We start from the raw sequence: 20,481 nt of genomic DNA on the forward strand, positions 1-20,481 counted from the left end.
TCGCATTGACGACGAGCTCATCTCTTGCCCTTGACGCAGCGACATACAGGAGCGATCGCTCCCTCTTCTGGGCATCAGCCTTGTCCTGATCGCTGAAGTCATAGCTGCGGGATGCGCTGGAGTCTGCACCGGTCAGATCCGCATCGAAGAGGATCACCCTGGTGAACTCGGTTCCCTTGGCGCGGTGCATGGTCATCACCACCGGTTCCTTCCCCGTGGCTGGCCCTCGATCCACAGCCTTGGCCGGAACTCCGCGTTCATTGAGCCCGGAAACGACCCGGTCTCTTTGATTACGGTCTCTCACCAGGACAGCGAAGGCCTCAGCTCGTCCAGTGCCACTTGCCTCCTTGATCCAGCGCATCAGCGTCTCGGCAGTGGCATCGAGTTCTTCAATGAACCCGGAGCACCGGCGCACCACCGGATCCATTCCATGTCTGGCCGACCGGTACCCGTCGGTGCCGTCCTCGTCCCCCTCGAGATCGTCGTACTCGACACCCGCCAGGATTGCCGTCGCCCATCGAAGATTCTCGGCCGTCGTGCGGTAGTTGAGCGTCAGCTTCCTGGACCGCCCACGGGTCGCGATCCCGTAGTGGGACAGGACGAGCTTCTGGCCGTAGATCCGCTGATGTCCGTCCTCGGCGATGAAGATGTCATCGGCATGCTCCCCGACGAGCGCCCGCACCAGCATCCAGTGAGTAGGCTTGAGATCCTGCCCCTCGTCAACCAATACGTGATCGGCCGGCCGGCCCTCGCGGTCAGCCACCTCGTTCAGGTACTCCGCGGCGATTGCCGCCTTCTCCGCAAAGTCCGCACAACCCTGGAGGGCCTCTTCCTCCCGGTACCGTTCCACCGCCTTCCAGACCGCCTGACGCGCCGAGCGACTCAACCGCACGCCACGGCCGGGCCGTCGCACGCGCAGATACTCGGCCTCCGTGGTGATGCGGTTCGGCAACACCACCAGCTCGTACTCGGTCTCCAGGAACTGTGGCTTCGCGGCGGCACCCAGCTGCTCCCTCAGCCCGGATGTCTCCTGGACAACCTGACGCCAGAGATCCCTGGGCAGCCGGCCGCCGACGTCGGTCCTCGCCGCGCCCAGCACCTTCTCCACCGCCGTCGCAATGCGCGCGCCGGCTCCGCGAACCACTGCCGACGCCAAGGCGTCGATCCCGTTGACGTAGACGCCGTCACCACCCAGCCCCGGAGCCAGCTGAATCCCCGGATCCAGACGCGTCAGGCTCTCCTTGAGCTCATCGGCAAGGTTCCTGGTGAAGGTCGTGAGCACGATTCGACAGCCGGGATCTGTCCTTGCGAGACGCCGGGCACGGTGCACCACGACGACCGTCTTCCCGGTCCCCGCGCCACCCGCCAGCCGGAACGAGCCATTTGTCCTCTTGTCCACCCAGGTGCGCTGCACCGGGTGCAGGAAGACCCGCCAGGCACCGAGGTCGCCCTCCTCGATGACGCGTCTCAGCTCGTCGACGCCGTCGATCGGGGCGAACTCCATTCGGCTCGCCGGCCTCTTCAGCGCCTCGATCATGTCAGCATCGTTGGCCTCAGACCCTGCCGCGGCTTGGTCGAGTTCCAACTCCTCGCGCACCTGGTCCAGTGAACTGCCGGTCGCCAGAGCCAGCAGCGCCTCCGACTGCCAGGTCGGGGCAGACTCCACCAACTGCCCGAAGGCGCGATCATCTGTCACCCGCATGGCTCGCCGAGCCAGCCCCGGCTCGATGCCAAGACCCTCCAGTTCCGCAACGGAGACCTTCAGCAGAGGATCTGCAGTCGCGGGATGGACATCCGGACCCGGCGCCGCAGCGGGGACGCCATCCCTCGCCGGAGCGGCCTCCTCCACATGATCGGCATGAGTATCAGCACCAGCACCCGCTCCGACACCACGGTCGGCCCCCGAATCCGCCTTCGGCACCTCGCCAACAGCATCCGCCTCGGGAACGGCCGCCGCCTCGGCCCGCACGATCTCCACGATCCCGTTCACCGGGTTCATCCAGAACTTGGCGGTTCGCGCCTTCTCGATCGCCTCGTCATGCATCCAGATCCCATAGACCACATAGGCCGGATGCTCCCCCGCCAGTTTGAACAGCACCGCGCGGTACTTGTCGTCGACCCGTCCGGTCCGCACCCGCTTGTCCACCGAGCTCTTGATCGTCTCGATGTGCAACCCGGGAGCGGCGTCATCCTTGGCGAGCTTCTCCAGGAAGGTGTACGCCTTCTGTTTCACCGACCCATCAACCTGATGCGCCTGCTTGGTCATGATCAGCATTGACTCAGCCATCGGTCCCCCTCACTGCCTTGACGATCGCCTTCACCTCGGCCGGGACGAGCCGCCAGCCCTCATGCTGGAGCTCCTCCGCGTCCCCCTCCTCGGGTTCGGCAACCACAACGATCTTCTCAGATGGCCACGACAAGTCTGTGGGGATCCCGGCGACCTCCTCGCCCGATTCCGGCACCGAGACACCGGCATCGGCCAGTTGACGCACCAGCGGACCAACGGACTTGTCGACGTTGCCGAGGACGGCCTGCCACTGTCCGACCAGCTCCACCGGGGTCGCCGGATCGGGCACCATGATGTCGGCGCGCGCACGAGACGGCGTACCTTCTCCGGTCAGGACAGGGCCTCCGAACAGCTCAGAACTCCCGGCCGCCGCCAGCGCCCCGGCCTGCGACGAGGGCGCTGCCGCTGCACTGCGACTGGTCCGTACCGACTCCACGGTGACGACATCTGTGTCGTCCGGCGTCCTGGCGATCAGCGCATTGGAGATCTGCAACCACAGCCGCCAGGAGTCGGCGAAGGTCTCGGACCCCAGCGACGCCGTCCGGTCGTCGAGCACCACGCAGACCCTCATATTCATCACGTTCTGGGCGTCGACCAGCACGCCGACCTCCCCGCGGTGCCACCAGAATCCGCCAGATGTCTGCGAGGGAACGGCCGGTTGCCCACAGATCAGCCCGGCCGCCATCTCCGGCAGGGGCGTGGCCTCGTCGAGGTACACCCGCCGGGCCCCGGAGTTCCCGCCAGTGATCATGAAGTACGCCGGCACGGCGTTGCTGAACCGTCGAAGATCGGCCTGACTTCCACCGGAGACGACGTAGGCCAGGAAGGCGAAAGGCCCGCTGGTGAGCGCATCGGCGGCGTCCTGGCTGAACCCGAACTGAGTCCGCAGCGGCCCGGTGATCTGCTCGTTGAGCCAGGCCGGCGGCGCGACGCGGGAGCCTCCGGAGGCCCTGCGCGCCGCCTCCTGCTCGCAGTCCGCCATGGTGATGGCCAGCACCTGGTCCCCGCCGAGCCTCAGCGCTGCCCGTTTCTCGGCGTCATCGGCCACTCGGTTGTGCTCCCTCGTGGCGTGGTAGCGCAATCCGTCGGTGAAGATCTCGACCTGCGGGATCCCCGACCCGAACAGCCGGAAATCGGGGCGAGCGCCCAGGACATCGACCTGAGGCTGGATCCGGAACTGACGGTTCCCGGCGCTCACAGTCATGGCGTTTCCGGTGGGCCCGGGGACCTCGTGCACCGTGGCGACCCCCTCGAGTCCTGCGCGAACCTCCACCCGGAAGCGCTGCTCGAGTGCGGACTCGTCGCTCGGATCGGTCGCCACAGCGGCGCCAGTCCGCTTCCAGGCCATCTCCTCGGTGGGCTCGGGACCGTCGACAGATCCGGTCAGCAGCACACGCAGGTGCCGCTCGGCCGCCATCCGTGAGATGTGCGGCACCGCCTGTGGAGACGCATATGGCAGCAGGCATCGGTGGCACGCCAGTCTCCCCTCCGCCTGGCACTCGCAGTCGTGGACCCGCTGCCACGCGCTGTAGAGCATCTGCCAGACGTCTCCCGGATTGGCGAGTTTGGCCAGGTACCCCGTTCCCCCTGGCACCTGATCATGCAGCAGCAGTGATTGCTGCGGCGTCTCGCCGGGGGCGGTCGGATCAGCGACCACCTCCACCCCGATGTGATCCGGCGATCCTCCGAACTCGGAGCGCAACCCCATGAGGACGGCAGCCGCCAGGCTCGGGATGGCGAAGCTGTCCCCGGTGGTGATGGACCATGGCAGGGGCAGCAGCACCCCCTGGGTGGTCAATGTCCTCGACAGCGCGATCGCCCGATTGTGCTCTTCCGGCGCATCGCGGTACTGGCACCACGGCGCGTGCTCGGCACGGGAGTTCGCCCGCGACTGGGTGTCGAGGTGGCCACAGCCCTCACACACCCGGAACAGCGGGGCGATGTACGAATCCCCGGCGATCATCCGCTCGGAGCCCTGCTCCTGGCGCTTGCCGAGATTCAGCCATCGCAGCGTCATCCCGTTGACGAGTTTGGCACCGAACTCGGAGCCCTCGACGAACCACTGGTGTGCGATCCGGGCCTCGTCGACGTCGGCGGTGAGCACCATGGTGTAGTTGGCATTCACCCTCTCGTCGGAGGAGTCGGTGATCCGGCAGGAGTCCCGGTTCACATTGGCTGACGCCTTCTTGAACTCCACGACCTCCATGCGGTTGCCGGAATCCCCGATCCCAGGGGTTCCGCACCGTGGGCACTCGGTGATCGTCTCCTCGACGCCGCTCTCGGTGAGGTCCTTCCCGTAGCCACACTGGGGGCAGAAGACCCAGTTGCGAATCTCCTGGGCGTCGGGCCCCAGATCCACCGAGTCGATCCTCACGGCGTAGCCGTGGGCGTAGAAGGTGGAACCGGGAGCGAAATCACGCAGGGCGATGGCCGATCCGCGCTGATAGCTCACCGGTTCGTGCTCGTATGCGCCAGTGTCGGGATTGAACCAGCTCATCGCGACGTCGAGGGTCACCGAGTCGTCCAACAGGGTGTAGTTGGGGAACAGCCCGACCCTCTCCAGGGTGGAGATCCAGTACTCGGTACCGGTCTCGGCGATCTCGCGGTTCACCTGGCGCAGGGCAGACGTGGCCGTCCGTTGCTCTGCCCGGCGTTCCGCTGTGTCGTCGGTCCGCTCGTCTGACCGGTCCAGCTGACCCTCCACGAGCGCGAGCTCTGCTGTCGCGGCCTGCAACTGGTCGACGTCGTCGCTGGCCCGGGTGACCTTGGCGCGCTGGTCCAGCTCCTCAAGGACGCTCATGATCTGGTCCTTGCGGTAGCGCAGCGCCTCCTGCTCGTGGTGCCAGGACTGCGCTGCACCGTGCACCAGGGCCGCCAGGTCGCTGCTGCCGGGTGCAGATCCGGGGTCGGCCCAGGCTTTGAGGGTCTCCCGTGCGGCCTCATCGACCCGGCCGTCGAAGGTGGCCAGGAAGGCGGCCAGTCGCCCGGGCTGCTCGGCGGCGCTGATGAGATCACCGAGGTACTCGCCCGGCTGGGAGTTCATCGCCTCGCCGATGGAACGCGGGTGGTGCTTCTCGATGTCGTCGCGCGCCATCCCGTCGGCAATATGGGCCAGGTACTGCCGCTTGAGGATCTCCTCGGCCGACAGGTAGGTGGCCGGCGGTTGGACCTCGCCGTTGATGAGGGACTCCGGCTCCCCCAGCCGGGGCAGAAACTCTCCCCGGCCACGGACATAGGCCATGTCCAGGGAGTTGCCGGTGAGGCGTCCGGCGCGCCCGACCCGCTGCAGATAGTTCGCGACCCGACGCGGCAGCCCGGCCAGGAAGACGGCTGACAGGTCACCGATGTCGATGCCCATCTCCAGGGTCGGGGTGGCGACCAACACGTTGGGCGCGGCGGGATCGGTGGAGCCGCGCTTGAACGCCTCCTCGTACTCGGCGCGGGTCTGGTTGCTCAGCAGGGAGGTGTGTTCGCGGGAGACCACGCGACGCATGTCGCTGGACTCGTAGAGATGCCGGTACGCGTTGTCCGGGTCTCCTGCCTCGGGGCGCAGGTGGCCCGGGCACCGTGACGACAGGCAGGGCCCGTCGCGCAGATCCGCGACGGTGTCGGGGGATCCGGGGTACGGGGTCCGGCACACGTCACAACGCAGCAGGATCCGACCGGTGGCCACGTCCTGCGCGTCCGCGGCTCCCACAATGACGTGGTCGGCGCGGATCTTGTAGACGGTGTGGTCGCCGGTTCCGGTCCGCACCGACGCGATCACTCCGGCTGCCGCCAGTCGCACCAGCAGATCCTTGGCCAGCACCCCGCCCAGTCGGGGTGGGACGCCGAGCACCCGCCGGGTCCAGTCGGCATACCAGGACTGGGAGCCTGTGACGGGGTCGAGCAGCATGGTGTCTGAACGCCGGTCCCTGCGCGCCCGCGGCGTCCTTCCTCCGCCGGTGTAGGGGAACCCGGGTGCGGCCCGGCCGGTCGGAAAGGCCGGCATCCCGCCTGTCCGCTGGGTCGGGGTGCGGCCTCCCCACAGGAAGTACCGTTGGCCGTCGTGGTCGATGAATCGATCGAACCACTCATGATCGATGGCGCCCTGGGAGCGCATCCGCTCCAGGACACCGCGCACCCATCGGACACGCACCTGCTGGGAGAGATCCGCCAGGGGTTCGTCCATGCGGTCCTGATTCAGATCGGCGAGAACCTGCTGGGCGATGGCGCCCAACTCCGTGCCACTCTCGGTGCCCACATGAGCCCAGGCTGAACCGGTGCGTTCCAGGGTGCGGCCGAAATGACTCGACAGGCCGAACTCCATGATCGCGTCGAAGAGGAGACGCCGCCGCACCCTGTTGCGAAGCCCGCTGTGAATCCCCGACCAGCTCGATGAGGTCCAGAACTCGGCATTCTCGGGATTGCTCGCCAACTCCACAGGAAGGATCCGATAGCGCTTGAAGACGTCGTCGCGAGCCAGTTCGAGTACCCGGTCGGTGAGCTCGTTGAGGTTGAGATGCTCGTCGCCGAGGCCGTTGCGGAGCACGGCGCGCAGGGTGATGGAGTGGGATCGGGCGGAGATGAACCCGGCGTGGTGGGCGGCGTCCTGCACCGAGTCGGCGAAGACCAGGGCCTTCTTCTCCCCGGGGTTGATGGTGGGGCTGCCGAACAGGTTCGACATGGTCACCGAGAGCAGGGTGGCGATGGCCGAGCCGAGGAACCGGATGCCGTCACGCTGCTGGCAGGAGGGGCAACGATCATCGCGGGACTGGTCGTCGGCGTCCTCCCCGGTGAGCATCAGGACCGGGATCACCGAGCCATTCCGGTAGGCCGGGTCATCGGCCTCGGGACGCTGGGAGGAGAAGTGGCGGGCCAGGGTGTCGAACCACATCAGTCGTGAATCATGCTCCCCGCCGGATTCCGCCTCCTCCTGTTCGGCCTCGCGGGTGGCGCTGATGAGGGCACGGAACCGGTTGCTGTGACTGGCGTGACCGGTCCGGATGTGGTCATCGTTGGCGGTCAGATCCGCCCCGGTGTTGGCGAGCTGGACACCCCATCCGGAGCGGCCGCAGTGCCGGCAGTAGACGGCGGGGAACCAGGCGAGGTTGGCAGCGGTGAAGTCATCGCCCGCCCCGGCAGGAACGCCGTCGTCGGACCAGTGGTAGCGGACCTCGGTGCTGGCCTCACGGTCGATCCGGGACAGTTCACGGATCCACAGGTGGGTCTCGGTGCTGATGGCGTCGCGGTCGGGCTGGGCGCGCAGATGGGCGAGTGCGGAGACCAGATCCAGGAGGAACAGGACGCGATGATCATGGGAGTCGGGGTCGGTTCCCTCGCCGGGGAACAGCTCCTTGTCGTCGGCAAGCCGATCGATGTGGGTGGCTTCGGTGGTCCTGGCGATGAGGGTCCGGATGAAAGGGTGAGCTGCGGCCAGGGCGAGCAATCGGTCGTGGTCGAAATCGTGGGAGCCAGCGCGGTCCGTGGAGGCGTCCGGAACCTCGGAGCCAGAGTCGCCCGAGGAGGCGTGCGGATCCTCGGGTTCGTACATACCTTCGAGGACGGCCTGACAGATCGCGGCGGCATCACCGCCCGCCCGCTCGGCGGCGTCGTGAATCTGCCGGGCCCCGCTCGTGGTGATAGTCATCGGCCGCAGCATCACCTTCTTGGCTCTGGAGCCCACGCCGTGCGCCCACTCGTCGATGGCTTTGCGGGACTCGGTGACCACGCAGTCAGTGTCGAAGGGCTCGCCGAAGATGGTGGTGGCGAAGTCGACCATCTGCTGGCGACCGGTCTCCGATCCTCCGCCAAGGGTGGCGGAGGTGCCGACCGGTGTGATCCGCCCCAGCGGCCTGGCCCACTCCTCGGCGGTGTGGACGCTCGGTGAGAGGTCGCGCTGGTTCTGCAGGGTGTCGCAGGGTGGCGACCAGTAGGACTTGAGGGTCAGGCCGAGGCGGCGCAGCAGCATGGCGACATCGGTGCCCTGGGCGCCGTCATAGGTGTGGAACTCGTCAAGGACGAGGTACTGGAGGCTGTCTGCGGACTCGGCCCAGATGCGTTGGTCCGCAGGACGCAGCAACAGCTGGTCGAGCATCTTGTAGTTGGTGAGCAGGATGTCGGGCGGGTCCGAACGGATCGCCTCGCGGCTCGTGATGATTCCCTCGGCGCTCATCGTGGTGCGCTGGTGGGTCTGGTCCCCGGTGTAGATCGCGGCGGTGACCCCGGCCCAGGGGTTCTCTGCGGCCCGGTCGCCGGGGGCGCAGATGGTTCTGGCCAGCCGGGATGCCTGGTCGGTGGCCAGGGCATTCATCGGGTAGAGGAAGAGGGCTTTGACGCCGCGCTGGCCGGCGCGTCGGGCCCGGGCGGCGTGGTCGAGGACCGGGTAGGTGAAAGCCTCGGTCTTGCCCGACCCGGTGCCGGTGGTGATGAGGGTCGGCAGCGGACGGTGGTGGGCGGAGTTGAGCCTGGCGAAGGCGGCGGCCTGGTGTCCGTAGGGGGTGAACTTGTCGGGCACCCAGGACAGGCCCTCGACGGAGCGCCGCGGGGCCGGCTGGAAGGGCAGGCTGGTGCGGATGTACGGCCCTTTGAACAGGCCATCGGTGGGGTCGCTGAGGAACGCCTTGAGAGCGGTCTGCGCATCCCCGTCGGCCAGCGCGAAGGTGGTGGTGAGGTACTCCTCCAGCCGGTTCTGGAGTGCCCTGGCCTCGCGGGGTGGCAGCAACTCGCTCATGACACGCTCTTCTCCTCGGCGTCGACTGACCCCTCAGCTCTCATGAGGGCCAGACGCCGTTCGAACTCCTGGTAGGCGGCGGTCATGTCGGCCTCACGGTCGTAGGTCTGGAAGGGCAGCTCGTAGGTGTACTCGTGGCCGGACGCATTGGTCGCAGTGCGGTCGCTCCAGGCGACGTAGTCCCCCTTTTTCCTCCACGCCTGGTAGACGGTGTTCGGGATCACCCGGCCGTTGGCGTCGAAGATGTATCGGCCCCGGCCCTCGCCGTGGTCGTAGCCGTAGAGCACCGCGAACTGGGTGCGGTAGACGGTGCACAGTTCCTCGGCAGGAATCCCCAGCATGAGGGCCACCAGGGCGTCGATCTCCACGAGAGCCTGCCTACGGTCGGAGTCCCGGCGGAGCGGAGTGTCCACGGACCAGTCGGGGGCCACATCGCCGAGGCCTGTGGTCGTGTGGTCCGTGGCCGTCCAGGAGTCGATGGTGAACGCCGTGTTCCAGCACTCGCCCCACAAATCGGCATAAGCGTTCGTGAGGCAGTTGAGACGCAGTGCGCGGAGGATGAGAGCGGCGATGAGGGGGTGATCAAGGGGTGGGAGGGGGAGACGCTCAAAGACCCCCTGATATATCGTCGCTTTAGGCGTCGATCTAACCAAAAAGTCAGCGATAAGACTTTGACACACTCCGGCCACCACCGGAAGCACACCACCCCCAAAGGATCCGGCGCTGAATACGCCATGTATGTGGGCCGCTCCGGAGGGGATGATTGCGGGAATAAGCGTTCTTTCGCCGGTATTGGCCGCCATGGCGCGCCACGCGATCCTGTAGTGATCTCGCGCGGGTTCTCCATCCCAGTGGGTGTAGTCGCGGTCGTACTTGGCACGGTCACCGGCGGGCTTGTAGGCCGTGGCGGGGATGGCGTCGGCGGCGAGGTGTTCGAGGTCAATGGTCGACCAGTCCTCGTTGCTCTTCATGGTGGGGTTCGGCTGCTTGTAGGCCGGGTTCGCCACGTGAAGGTGGGGCCCCTGAAGGATCACATCATCCCAGCTCTCGGGCACCCCCCACCTCTGCACGAAGTAGCCCTTGGTGCGGTCGTTCTTCTCATGCCAACCTGCCGAAAAGCGCAGCCTGAGTGACCTCATGCGGTCGGCGTGGGCCAGTCTTGTCAGCACATCGGCCACCTCCCGATTCACCGTGTACACCATCCGGGTCCGCCTGATGGGGGTGACCGGCGATTCCAGCAGATCACGCCAGACAGTGAGCGTCTCATCGGTGACCCGCTGGATTCGCGACCGGTGCGGGCGAGTGTCCCAGTGCCCCTGATACTTGAATCCCGGCTCTTCGCCATCGCCATTGTGGCGATAGGAGTTCACTACCGTGTCAGGGTGATACAGGGCAGTTGCTTGATCAAATCCGACGTTTCGTGGACGCCCATAGACATGAACTCCATAGGACACCAAGTGATGCACCTCAGAGAACATCCTGAGCTCGTTGACGAACTGCCAGTGCCGACGCAATCTCAGGTACGTGTTCTCACGCAGGTATCCCGCCTTCTCATCGGTGAAATGTGTTTCGGGGTGCACAAGTGAGCTGATGCCACGATGGGACTGATGCCACCAGACCTGCGACATGAAGCACCGGTACAGATCGGGTTGGAGGCCCTCGAGCACCGGATAGTTCGTGGGATCGCCGACATATCCCGCGAGCCCCACCGTGTCGCCCGCGCCGTCGAGGACCTCGTCGGCCATGCCGGGAACCCGAAGCGTTTTCTCGCGCCTCTGCTTCCGGGCTGATTCCGAGGGCTTGTGGGCCAGCATCCACCAGGGGTCGCCCTCGGCCAGGAGGGCGTCCACGTCCAGAATCGGCCTCACCCACGGCGGATTTCCGAGCTGAAGGTCGAAACCACCGCACCCGAACACGGTGGCGAAGTCGAGTTGCCAGTGGAAGAACCCCTGCTGGCGGGCCACACGTTCACACACCGCCAGCCATGGATGCTCGCTCACAAGTCCTGAGACATGCGCTACCGCTCCGGCGCCCGCGAGCTCGAAGCTCTCCTGGGATGCCAGCGCCTCCCAAGCATTGGCCGGGGCCAGAGCACCCGCCCCGCTCGCCGAAGCAGTGCGATCCTTCTTCCGACGCGTCCCAAGAACCTGTTCACAGACGGCGAGCCACTCGTCACACTCAGGCGGCTTCACCTCGGTAGTGAGAGGCCAGAACCACAACGCACACCAGGCATCCATGATCAGCCGAAGCCGCTGGTAGGCACCATCGGGATCGGCGAGGCTCTCCTCGATCTGCTCACGGGTCACATAGCTGGCGGGCGAGTCATCGGGTTCCTGGCCCCAGAGGGGGATGGTGCGCCGGGTCTGCTGCTCGGCGACCGACAGCCGCCGGTAGGCCATGATCCACAGCTCCTCGACCTGGTAGCCCAGGTCGACCAGGCGGTCGACCTCCTTCTTGCTGGGCTTGCTGGTGGCACGGCGCCGCCAGGCCTTGATCTCCTTGACCCTCTCGGGGGCCAGGTTCTTCGCCTCTTTGGACTCTGCGGTCGAGCCCCATCCGGCGGCGGGCATCAGCCAGTGCGGAATCCTGCCGGCAGCGTCCGTGAGCTCGTCCGAGTCGTGCTGCACGCGGGCGGCGATGTCGGCCAGTGGCACATCGGTGGGTGGGGCGGTCAGCCAGGACTTGTCCATGATCTGGCTACGCCGGTACACCGCCCGCCGGGCCCCGATCAGGGAGTTGCCGCGCCGCAAGTGGAGTCCGAACCATGGCGCCTGCAGCCTTTTGGCCATCGAGGAGAGCCACAGGGTGATCTCCGCGAACTCCACAGCGGTGGCGTTGAGGTCGACCCCGTACACCTGGTGCAGGGCGATGGAGGCCTTGACCTTCTGCAGTTCGGCCGGGTAGTCGTCCGGGTCGAGCACCACCTCCGGCCCGAGCTCCTTCTTCTTGCGGTCCAGGTACTGCTGGGCGAGCTGGTTGACGGCCTCGATGGCGAAGGCTCCCGACCCCATCGCAGGCTCGCAGATCGTGAGATTCAGGATGTCGTCGGCCGGCGTCGTCTCCCCGCCCTGGTCGAGCAGCTCCTCCAGAGCCTGACCGACCGTGAACTTCGTGAGCACCTCTGGGGTGTAGTAAGAGGCCGACTGCTGACGTTCCCGGCCCGAGAGCTGGAAGACGAACTCGCCTTTGGAGTAGCGGCGCGGCACCCGTTCCCCGGTGTCGGGATCCTCGATGCGCACGAAGTCCTTCGCGTCGATGTCGTCGGCACGACCGATCGGCACCACCCAGGAACCTTTGGCCGGGTTCCCATCGTGGGCCACCTCATACAGCTCTTCGGAGGCGAAGAAGCCGGTGTAGCTCATCAGCCCCTCGTAGACCGACCCCAGCTGATTGATGCCGAGCTCGACATAGCTGATGAAGCCCCGTTCGCGCCCCTTGGACTCCTTGGTGAGCAGCAGCCGCGAGAGCACTTTCTGGAGGGCCTCATTGCCCAGCCCCACCTGGTCGATGAGGGCGGTGGCCTCTGGGCGGAACAGGTCGGCGCGAAGGCTGTGGAACTGCAGGCCCTGATCGATGGGCTGGTCGGCGTCCAGCTGGCCGTCTGGGAGTTGTAGGCCATCGTGTCCCTTGTCGATGAGCCGGAACAGCACCCCGAGGGAGTCGTGAATATGGGTGCCCTGGCGGGCCCGCTGGCTGGTAAGCCTCACCTGGAGCAGGTCGCGCAGCCGATCCACCGAGTAGCCGGCGTCGTACTCCGGGGCGCCGACCGGCAGGATGCCGAGCTGCGGGGAGGCCTCGGCATAGAGCAGGAAGAGGATTCGGTACAGGAACCGCAGGGCCTGCTGGGCGAGCGACTGGGCCTGGTCATCGGGCAACGGCGTAAGACCCTGGGCGCGGCGGCGGGCGACCACCTCGTTGGCGATGATCTCGATGCTGGTGCGGACTCCCTCACGCAGATCCTCGGAGACGCCGGCGGTGTGCCGTGAGGAGTCCTCCAGGGTTCCGGACCACCAGATGGCGCCGTCGGGATCGGGGGCGAGGGACTGGGCGTCGATACAGGTCAGGGCGGTGTCGAGTTCGCCGGCGCGTTTCGTCTCGTTGCGCTCCAGGACGGTCTGCAGGTCGACGCCGAGGTAGCGGCCCTGCTGGAACCGGGAGCCCTCGGTGACCACCAGCCACCGGCCAGCCATCACCAGAGCGAAGGAGGCGGCTGGCCCGTCGCCACGAGGGGCGAAGATCTCGGAGAGGGCCTGCGAGACGGAGACCAGCGGCTCCCCCTCCTCGAGGGGAGTCCAGGCCGTCAACAGGGTCGGGGCCTTCTTGATGAACAGGTCCTCCAAGGTCTGGACCGGAGCCGCCTCGACGATGGCCAGCGGGGTCTCGGCGAGTCCGCGGGCGCCATAGCGTCGGACCGGGGTGTCCCCCTCCTGGTGGAACTCGCCGGTCTGGTAGCCGAGCACCGTCCGCAGTGCTTTGTAGAGATCCGCGGCGGCGTCCCGCACGTCGTCATCGACCAGGGTCGGCTGCTGCTGTGGCCCGGTGGTGTCGCCGTTGGTGAGCGTCTCCCCGCTGGTGGCGTCCGGGTAGAGGGCACTCATCGCGGCCAGCAGCTTCTTGCCGCGCGGGGCGGTGAGCCGGGACCGCGAGGTGGGCTCCTCGGCGGCGTCCCACTCCTTGCGGCGATCCACCACCCGCCTGTGGAAGGTCTCGTTGGCGGCGTCGGAGGTGAAGTAGTGCTCGCTGATCCAATCCTCCACCACACGGAGGGCATCACTGCTGGCCATCACTCACCATCCCGGCTCTGCGTTGTGTCGGTGCCCACTGGGGTGTCTGCCGGCACCACGACCAGCAGGGGGCGGACCAGGCGACGGTCGGGTGCCATCTGGGCGATGAGCGCTCGCTCGCGTTCGACGTCGACCCTGCGCCGTTTCATGGAGCCGCGCAGCGGAAGCTGTTCGGCTTGCGCCGACCAGTTGTCCACCTGCTGGTTCCAGCCCTGGACGCGCTGTTCGGCGTCCTGCTGGGTGGCCCGGGAGACCTGCGCAAGGTACTGGCCCGCCTGCCTCACCGCCTGCGGAATGAGTTCCTGGAGGGCGCTCAGATCGGCGACCGGTCCGGGATTGTTGAGCTGCTGCCCGAATCCGACAGCCCGCAGCATCGCGGCGCTGGAGGGCGCCGGGTCGACCACCGGCTGGAACTCCTCGGGGTCGAAGATCACCGACATCCAGACCGCCGAGATCACCTGTCCGCGCTTGTTGGTGATGGTCCCGACCAGCAGCACCGTCGGGTGTGCGACGCTTCCCCGCACGGCGAAGATCTCATTGCGCGACAGGGCCGACAGGCAGCGGTCGGCCGCCCAGTCGAGCACCGGATGGAGAGGCCCGAGGTAATGGGCCTCCGGCCAGGATGAACCGCTCTCGTCGTTGAGGGAGTTCTTGAGGAGGCGGTCGGCCTCCTGCCGGGTGGTGGCCAGAGTCATGGACGACAGCACGTGGCGTTGCGTGAGGTAGGAGTCCGGGAGCACCTCCAGGCGGGTCCTGAGATCGGGCGGTGGGACGAACCGCACCAGATGCTCCTCGGGGAACCTCTGCCAGGAGATCCCTCCGGTGCCACCGTCGCCGGGGGCCTGACTCTGATTGCCGTCGTAGGCGTCGGCGACGGCCTCGCTGAGGAAGTCCACCGAGGTGCGGTAGAGCGGATCGGCCTCCGGTTCCGGCGTGGTGTCGGCCTGAGGACCGGGCTGGGAGCCGATCATGTCGAGGAATGCGGCCAGCGACTGGTGCGGGTCGGCGGCGAGATCATCAACATCCTTGACGACGGCGTCAACGTCCCGGTTGTGGGCCAGCACGTCACGGATGGTGTTCTCCTCCGCGGCGACGGAGTACTCACCCATCAGGGAGGCGGCGTCGCCCAGGGCCTTGTGCGCTTGCTCCTCCTTCTCGAGAAGCCTGGTCAGCACGTGAACATCACCGGTCCAGGACTCGGTGCTCGGCTCGAGCAGGAGGGTGGTGATCTGGGGGCGGTGCCGCTGGCCGTAGCGGTCGATGCGGCCATTGCGCTGCTCGATGCGAATGAGGGACCACGGAATGTCGTAGTGGATGAGCTGATGGCACTGGAGGTGAAGGTTGACTCCCTCGGAGGCGACATCGCCGGTGACCAGGACGCGGATCGGAGAGCTGGACTGCTTGAAGCTCTCGACGACCTCCTGCTGCTCGATGTCGGTCATGCCGCCGTGGAGGACCCGCACCTGGTCGTCGGCGAGCTTGAGATCCTTGATGAGCTTCCTGCGGAGCCAGTGGAGGGTGGGGACTCGTTCGGAGAAGACGACGGCCCGCTCGGAAGAGCGTCGGCCGATGGAGATCGATCGCAGGTAGCCCACCAGGGCGTCGTACTTCGCAGAGTGGTCGAAGGCGGCGTCGTTGAGCTCGTGGAGGGTGGCCAGGGCGCTGATCTCGGCGGGGCCGGGGAGATTCTCCATCTTCTTACCGGTGGAGGTCTGCCGGCTGGCGATGGTCTCGCGGAGAGCCGCCGGGGAGGAGAGGAAGGCCTTGGCGAGGGTCCAGGGGAACAGGCTCGACTGCCCAGTGCAGGGCGAGGTGCCTGAGGCGGGGTGGAGCCAGGTGTCTGCGAGTTCAGCGGCGACGGCGTCCTCGGCAGGGGATGCAGCAATGAGCCTGTTGTCCATGGGTAGGCGCTCGGCCCACTCCGTCCCCACGACGCGGGCGACCTCCTCGGAGTTGCGGTGGCGCCGGACGACGAGGCTGGCCAGATCGTCCTTGTTGAGCTCACCGGTCGGGGAGACGGCGGTGGGTTCCAGGAGCCGGACCAGTTCGGCGAAGGACTCCGGCCGGCCGTTGTGCGGAGTGGCCGAGGCGAGGATGAGGGCGTCGGTGTTGGGGGCGAGGACGTTGGCCAGATGGTTGTTCTTGGACGACGAGTTGGTGACATTGTGCGACTCGTCGATCACGACGGCGTCCCAGTGGTGGTGGCGCAGATCATGGGCGAAGCGGTCCTGCTTGAGGGTGTCGATCGAGATGATGACCCGCTTGTAGAAGGTGAAGGGGTTGCGGTTGGCGGGGATCTTCTGGCGGACCCGCTGGACACCCAGGGAGTCCAGGCGCACGAAGGGGATGTCGAAGCGGCACCACATCTCGTTCTGGGTCTGCTCCAGGACGTGACGAGGGCACACGATGAGGATCCGCTCACCTCGTCCACGCCGGATGAGCTCCGAGAGGATCATGCCGATCTCAAGGGTCTTGCCGAGCCCGACGGCGTCTGCCAGGAGGATTCTTGTGCGGAGGCGGGACGGATCGAGAGCCTTCTCAACGGCCGAGATCTGGTACGGCAGGGAGTCAGCGAGAGCTCCCCTGGCGACCGTCAGACTGGGGTCGCTGAGAGGGGTGGACGTGGACCTGATCGTCGACTCGAGCCAGAGGCGAGCCTTGCGGTAGTGGGAGGAGCCGTCGGCAATGACCTTGGCGTCATGGGGATCCAGCGCGGTGGCGTCGGTGTCGATCGAGGGATAGAAGCTCGCGGTGGTGCCGCGAACCAGTTCGGAGGTGCCGATGACATGGAGGAGCTGGCCGTCAGAGGTCTGGTCGACGGCGGTGACCAGCCACTCCTCATCCCGGACCAGGACAATTGAGCCCGGCGCGACATTGAGGTCGGTGGCGACGGTCATATGGCTGCAACTCCCCTGTGCACAACGCTGTCAGACACGTGTGAGCATAGTAGAGAGGCTCGGAGTGGGCGTCCTGGGACAAGCGCAACCGCTCAGCTGGCGGCCGTGCCGGTGGACTGATGCGTCAACGCGCGGGACGATGCTTGCCGACATCCTTGAGTCCCAGAAGCGACAGCGACACCGTGCCACCAAGGCGCTGTCGGACATCGTCGCCGATGCCCAGGCCTTCGGTGACTACGACCATCCCAACCGTTAGAAACGAGCACACCCATGGCGCGCATCAGATCCTTCGAGCCCTCGGCCCAAGACGTGAAGCGGCATCCGACTGAAGTCGACTGTCAGTACCAGTCCTTCCTGGACAACGGCGTCCGGCTCCTCCATCTGAGCACCTTCGGTTCAGACCACCGGTCCAGCCGACCGAAGTCGAGCCAGAGCATGCAACTGGACGCGCGGAGCGCCGCAGAACTCATTACCATCATCAAGAACGCATTCCCGGAGCTCAGGAATCTGTAGCCCGGCCTCGATCTTCCAGGTGTCGGTGACTCTCGCGCCCCAGATCCGGCCCAAGGCAACCAGAGCCTGACATCAGTCCCGACGCTGGCGACTGGTCTCGAGACTATGAGCGAGATCGCCGATGGACGCCAGCAACTGGTGGGGCGGTAGCGACAGGTCCAGGGTGTGCGCGAACAACCGGATCCCGGCGCGCCGAACCGTGTACTGGCGAGACTCCTCGTTGCCCTTGGCGTAGATGAGGTGGCCGACCGGCAGACCCAGCACCGTGCAGTAGGCCAACAGCTGGTAGAGGTCGGCGTTGGGGAATCCGGCGGGCTTCTCGGCCTTGTACTTGGCATCGGCGACGGCCACCGGCCGGTCGGCCTCCAACCAGACGAAATCGGGCAGGACGTCGACCTGTTCCTCGTCGTCCAGGCAGGTGTCGTAGCGCCGCGAGTGCCCGCCGAAGGGTGTCAGCGCCTTGGCCAGGGCGACGGTGACGAAGTCCTCGAAGATCCGCGCCATCGAGAACAGATAGCCGGTCACCCTCACCTGGCCGACCCGCTGCTCAAACGACCTTCCAGCCAGGATCAGTTCGGCGATCTCCAACCCGGGCTGGTACCGCGCATTGAGGCGGCTCGGCGTCCACCTCGGGATGGCCGGGGAGGCCGATGCTGGCGTGACGTCGGCGAGCTGGAACCGCAGACGTTGCAGCGCGGCCCGCTGCATGGGCCTGGTCGTCGGTATCCTCAACAGTCGCACGGCGGCCGCCAGCAGGATCTGATTCTCGGGGATGTCGACCGTGAACTCGTCGAAGCGCACCTCGAGGGGGATGGTACGGCCCCAGTGGTGGCGCAGCTGGCCGGCCGCCTCCACCACGCCGATGTGCGTCCCAGCGGTCACCTCCCAGACGCCGGGCTGGGCCGTGCGGACACACCGGGCGATCCGAGTGTCATTGAGGGCGTCGGCCACTGCACTCGACAGAGCGACGAGGCGGGCCGGGGCCCCCTCACGCAGGATCAGGGGCGTCGTCATCGCTGTCCCGCCTGACCTGAGCTTTCCTGGCGACCTGGGAGCGGATGGCGTCAAGCCCGTACCGGTAGGCGACGTCGGTGCCGTCTCCGTAGTGATGCTCCTCCAGCAGCGGGAGGATCGCGGTGCGCCAGGCGCGTTCCAGTCCACCGTCGGCGTGGACGGCGTCGCGCATGAAGTAGGAGGGACCGATCCTGAAGTCGGGGTCGTCGATCCGGCTGTTGAGTTCGTCGAGCAGATCCGCGACACCGGCGTCCCTTCCGGTGGCCGCCAACCAGCGCCGCAGGACGTCGCGCACCGGAGGTTCGCTCGGGTGCAGGGAGACGAATGCGAAGCGCCGTCGCATTGCGGCGTCGACCAGGGCGATGGATCGGTCGGCGGTATTCATGGTGCCGATGATGAAGACATTCTCAGGAAGGGTGAAGCCGATGTCGTCGTCGGTGGCGTAGAGCAGGTCGACGTTCTGGTCGCGGTATTCGAGCAGGAAGTAGAGCTCGCCGAAGATTTTGGCGAGGTTTCCCCGATTGATCTCGTCAATGATGAGAACGTAGGGAACCCCGGGATTCTCGCGCGCGGCGTCAACGGTCTTGCGGAACGGTCCGGGGCGCAGTTCGAAGGTGCCCGCCGATGTGGGCCGGTATCCCTCGAAGAAGTCCTCGTAGGAGTACGCCGGATGGAACTGGACCAGGCGGACATTGTCGCCGGCCAGGTGTTCGGCCAGTGCTTGGGCGATGCACGTCTTCCCGGTGCCAGGCGGGCCGTAGAAGATGAGCTGGGGGCGGTCGCGCAGCAGCTCGATGCAGTCCTCGAGCCATGCTCGGTCGACGTTGAGGGATTCAGCGAGAGAGTCGGTGGCGTCAGGTAGGACGAGTTGCGGGCGTGGCGGCACAGAGTCCGCGAGCGGCGCACCCTCACCGTCGGGCGCGGACGCGGCGAGTAGGGGCTCGAGGACGTCGAGCTGCTGAGTCATCTCAATGACGTCGTACTGCTGTCTGAACCGTGCGGTGACGTCCTTGGGAAGCTTGGCGTAGTCAACGCTGTCGACCTGCCACTCCGCGGTGCGACGAAGCCTCGACGCACTGTCCGCGGATCCCAGGTACTCGGCGTCTCCTGTGATGGTCCCGAGGAAGAGTCGGCCCTGGCTGGTGGTGGTGACCAGGTCGCCGACCTTCATGCGGGTGAGGAAGTTGTGGAAGTCGTCGACCTTCGCGGCCTTGGCGGAGTAGGCCGACTGGGAGAAGTCGTCCTCGACGATGCTCTTGAGGTCGTGCCGTGAGATGCCGGGCTCGACCCGCCGGAGCTTGCTGGCCCTGATGGAGACGTAGCCGTCGTGCCGCCAGGACTCGGTGAGATCGTGGCCGTCGACGGCAGACCCCTTGACGAGCCAAGCGCGCCTGGGCGCCGGGTTGAGGATTCCCCTGTCCTCCAGAAAGTCCCGGAAATCTGCGGTTCTCAGACGCTGGGACTCACTGGCGATGCCAGCGGAGTCGAACACAACACCCTCCGCTTCAAGCGCCTCCCGCTGGGTCTGGTGACGGCCGTCCGGCCAGTGAAAGTTCGGGGACGGCTTGCCGGTCTGCGGGATGACACGGTGGGCAGCGTCGGCCGTGCTGCTCCACAGTGCATTCGAGATCGCACCGTCGTCGGTACCGGTCACCCCGGCCAGGTCGCCGCAAGTCGTCCACGTGCCCTGGTCGATGAAGTCCAGTGCCGCGTCCAGAATCCGTTTGAACTCAGACCCGCCATGGCGATTCGCCTTCGCCCACTCCTGATAGGCCTGACTCGATACCGCGGCGAGGCCTTCTCCGCCCTTCGGATGAGACGCCAATGCCGCACGACCGGCGTCCGTGATCTCCCAGCCGGCATTGGTCTTCGTGATCCATCCCGCAACCTTCATGTCGGTGCTGCGCCAGGCCAGGTGAGTGAAGCCTCTGCAGATCGCGTCACCGTCCTTGGCGAACGCCGCCTCATATGGGGTGAGCTCAACCCGGTCCTTCACATGGGCAAGCACCTTGGCACGGGGTAGCCGACCGCCGTCATCGGCGAGCACCTGGAGGGCGGCCCGGATGAGCAGGTCGCTGCGAACGGGTTCGTGAGACGTCTCTGTCATGGTGTGTCCTTCGGCCGACTACGACACCATTCATACCGGACGAGGCCGACATCCGAGACCGCAGAGAACTCCGTGCGAGCCGAACTCCCGCGATCCTGGGCGAAAGATCACGGTACGGTACGGTACCAACATCTCGCAGGGGAATCCCTGTGCCTGAGCGTCAGGAG

General features: G+C 66.5%; 5 protein-coding genes and 1 pseudogene. All 6 read right to left on the reverse strand.

Annotated elements, in window-relative coordinates; genetic code table 11:
• Positions 1-58: 58 nt before the first annotated feature.
• Positions 59-2,287 (reverse strand): annotated as a pseudogene (locus FEZ32_RS03885) (UvrD-helicase domain-containing protein); the annotation flags it as partial.
• Entirely contained in the window at positions 2,280-8,999 is a 6,720-nt protein-coding gene (locus tag FEZ32_RS03890) for a DEAD/DEAH box helicase (RefSeq protein ID WP_138679977.1), read from the reverse strand. The pseudogene FEZ32_RS03885 and the gene FEZ32_RS03890, both read right to left, overlap by 8 nt.
• Positions 8,996-13,783 (reverse strand): class I SAM-dependent DNA methyltransferase, encoded by a 4,788-nt coding sequence (locus FEZ32_RS03895; protein ID WP_138679978.1) that lies wholly within the window; start codon positions 13,781-13,783, stop codon positions 8,996-8,998. Before FEZ32_RS03895 ends, FEZ32_RS03890 begins: the two co-directional genes overlap by 4 nt.
• Entirely contained in the window at positions 13,783-16,680 is a 2,898-nt protein-coding gene (locus tag FEZ32_RS14140) for a helicase-related protein (protein ID WP_138679979.1), read from the reverse strand. Before FEZ32_RS14140 ends, FEZ32_RS03895 begins: the two co-directional genes overlap by 1 nt.
• A gap of 585 nt (positions 16,681-17,265) precedes the next feature.
• Positions 17,266-18,207: an McrC family protein gene (locus FEZ32_RS03910; protein WP_138679980.1), complete on the reverse strand. Its 942-nt coding sequence runs from the start codon at positions 18,205-18,207 to the stop codon at positions 17,266-17,268.
• On the reverse strand, positions 18,182-20,314 hold the full coding sequence (locus tag FEZ32_RS03915; RefSeq protein WP_217496619.1) for an AAA family ATPase: 2,133 nt from the start codon (positions 20,312-20,314) through the stop codon (positions 18,182-18,184). The genes FEZ32_RS03910 and FEZ32_RS03915 overlap by 26 nt, the downstream gene beginning before the upstream one ends.
• Positions 20,315-20,481 lie beyond the last annotated feature (167 nt).

Source organism: Acidipropionibacterium jensenii (genome assembly GCF_005890135.1).
GTDB classification, from domain to species: domain Bacteria; phylum Actinomycetota; class Actinomycetes; order Propionibacteriales; family Propionibacteriaceae; genus Acidipropionibacterium; species Acidipropionibacterium jensenii.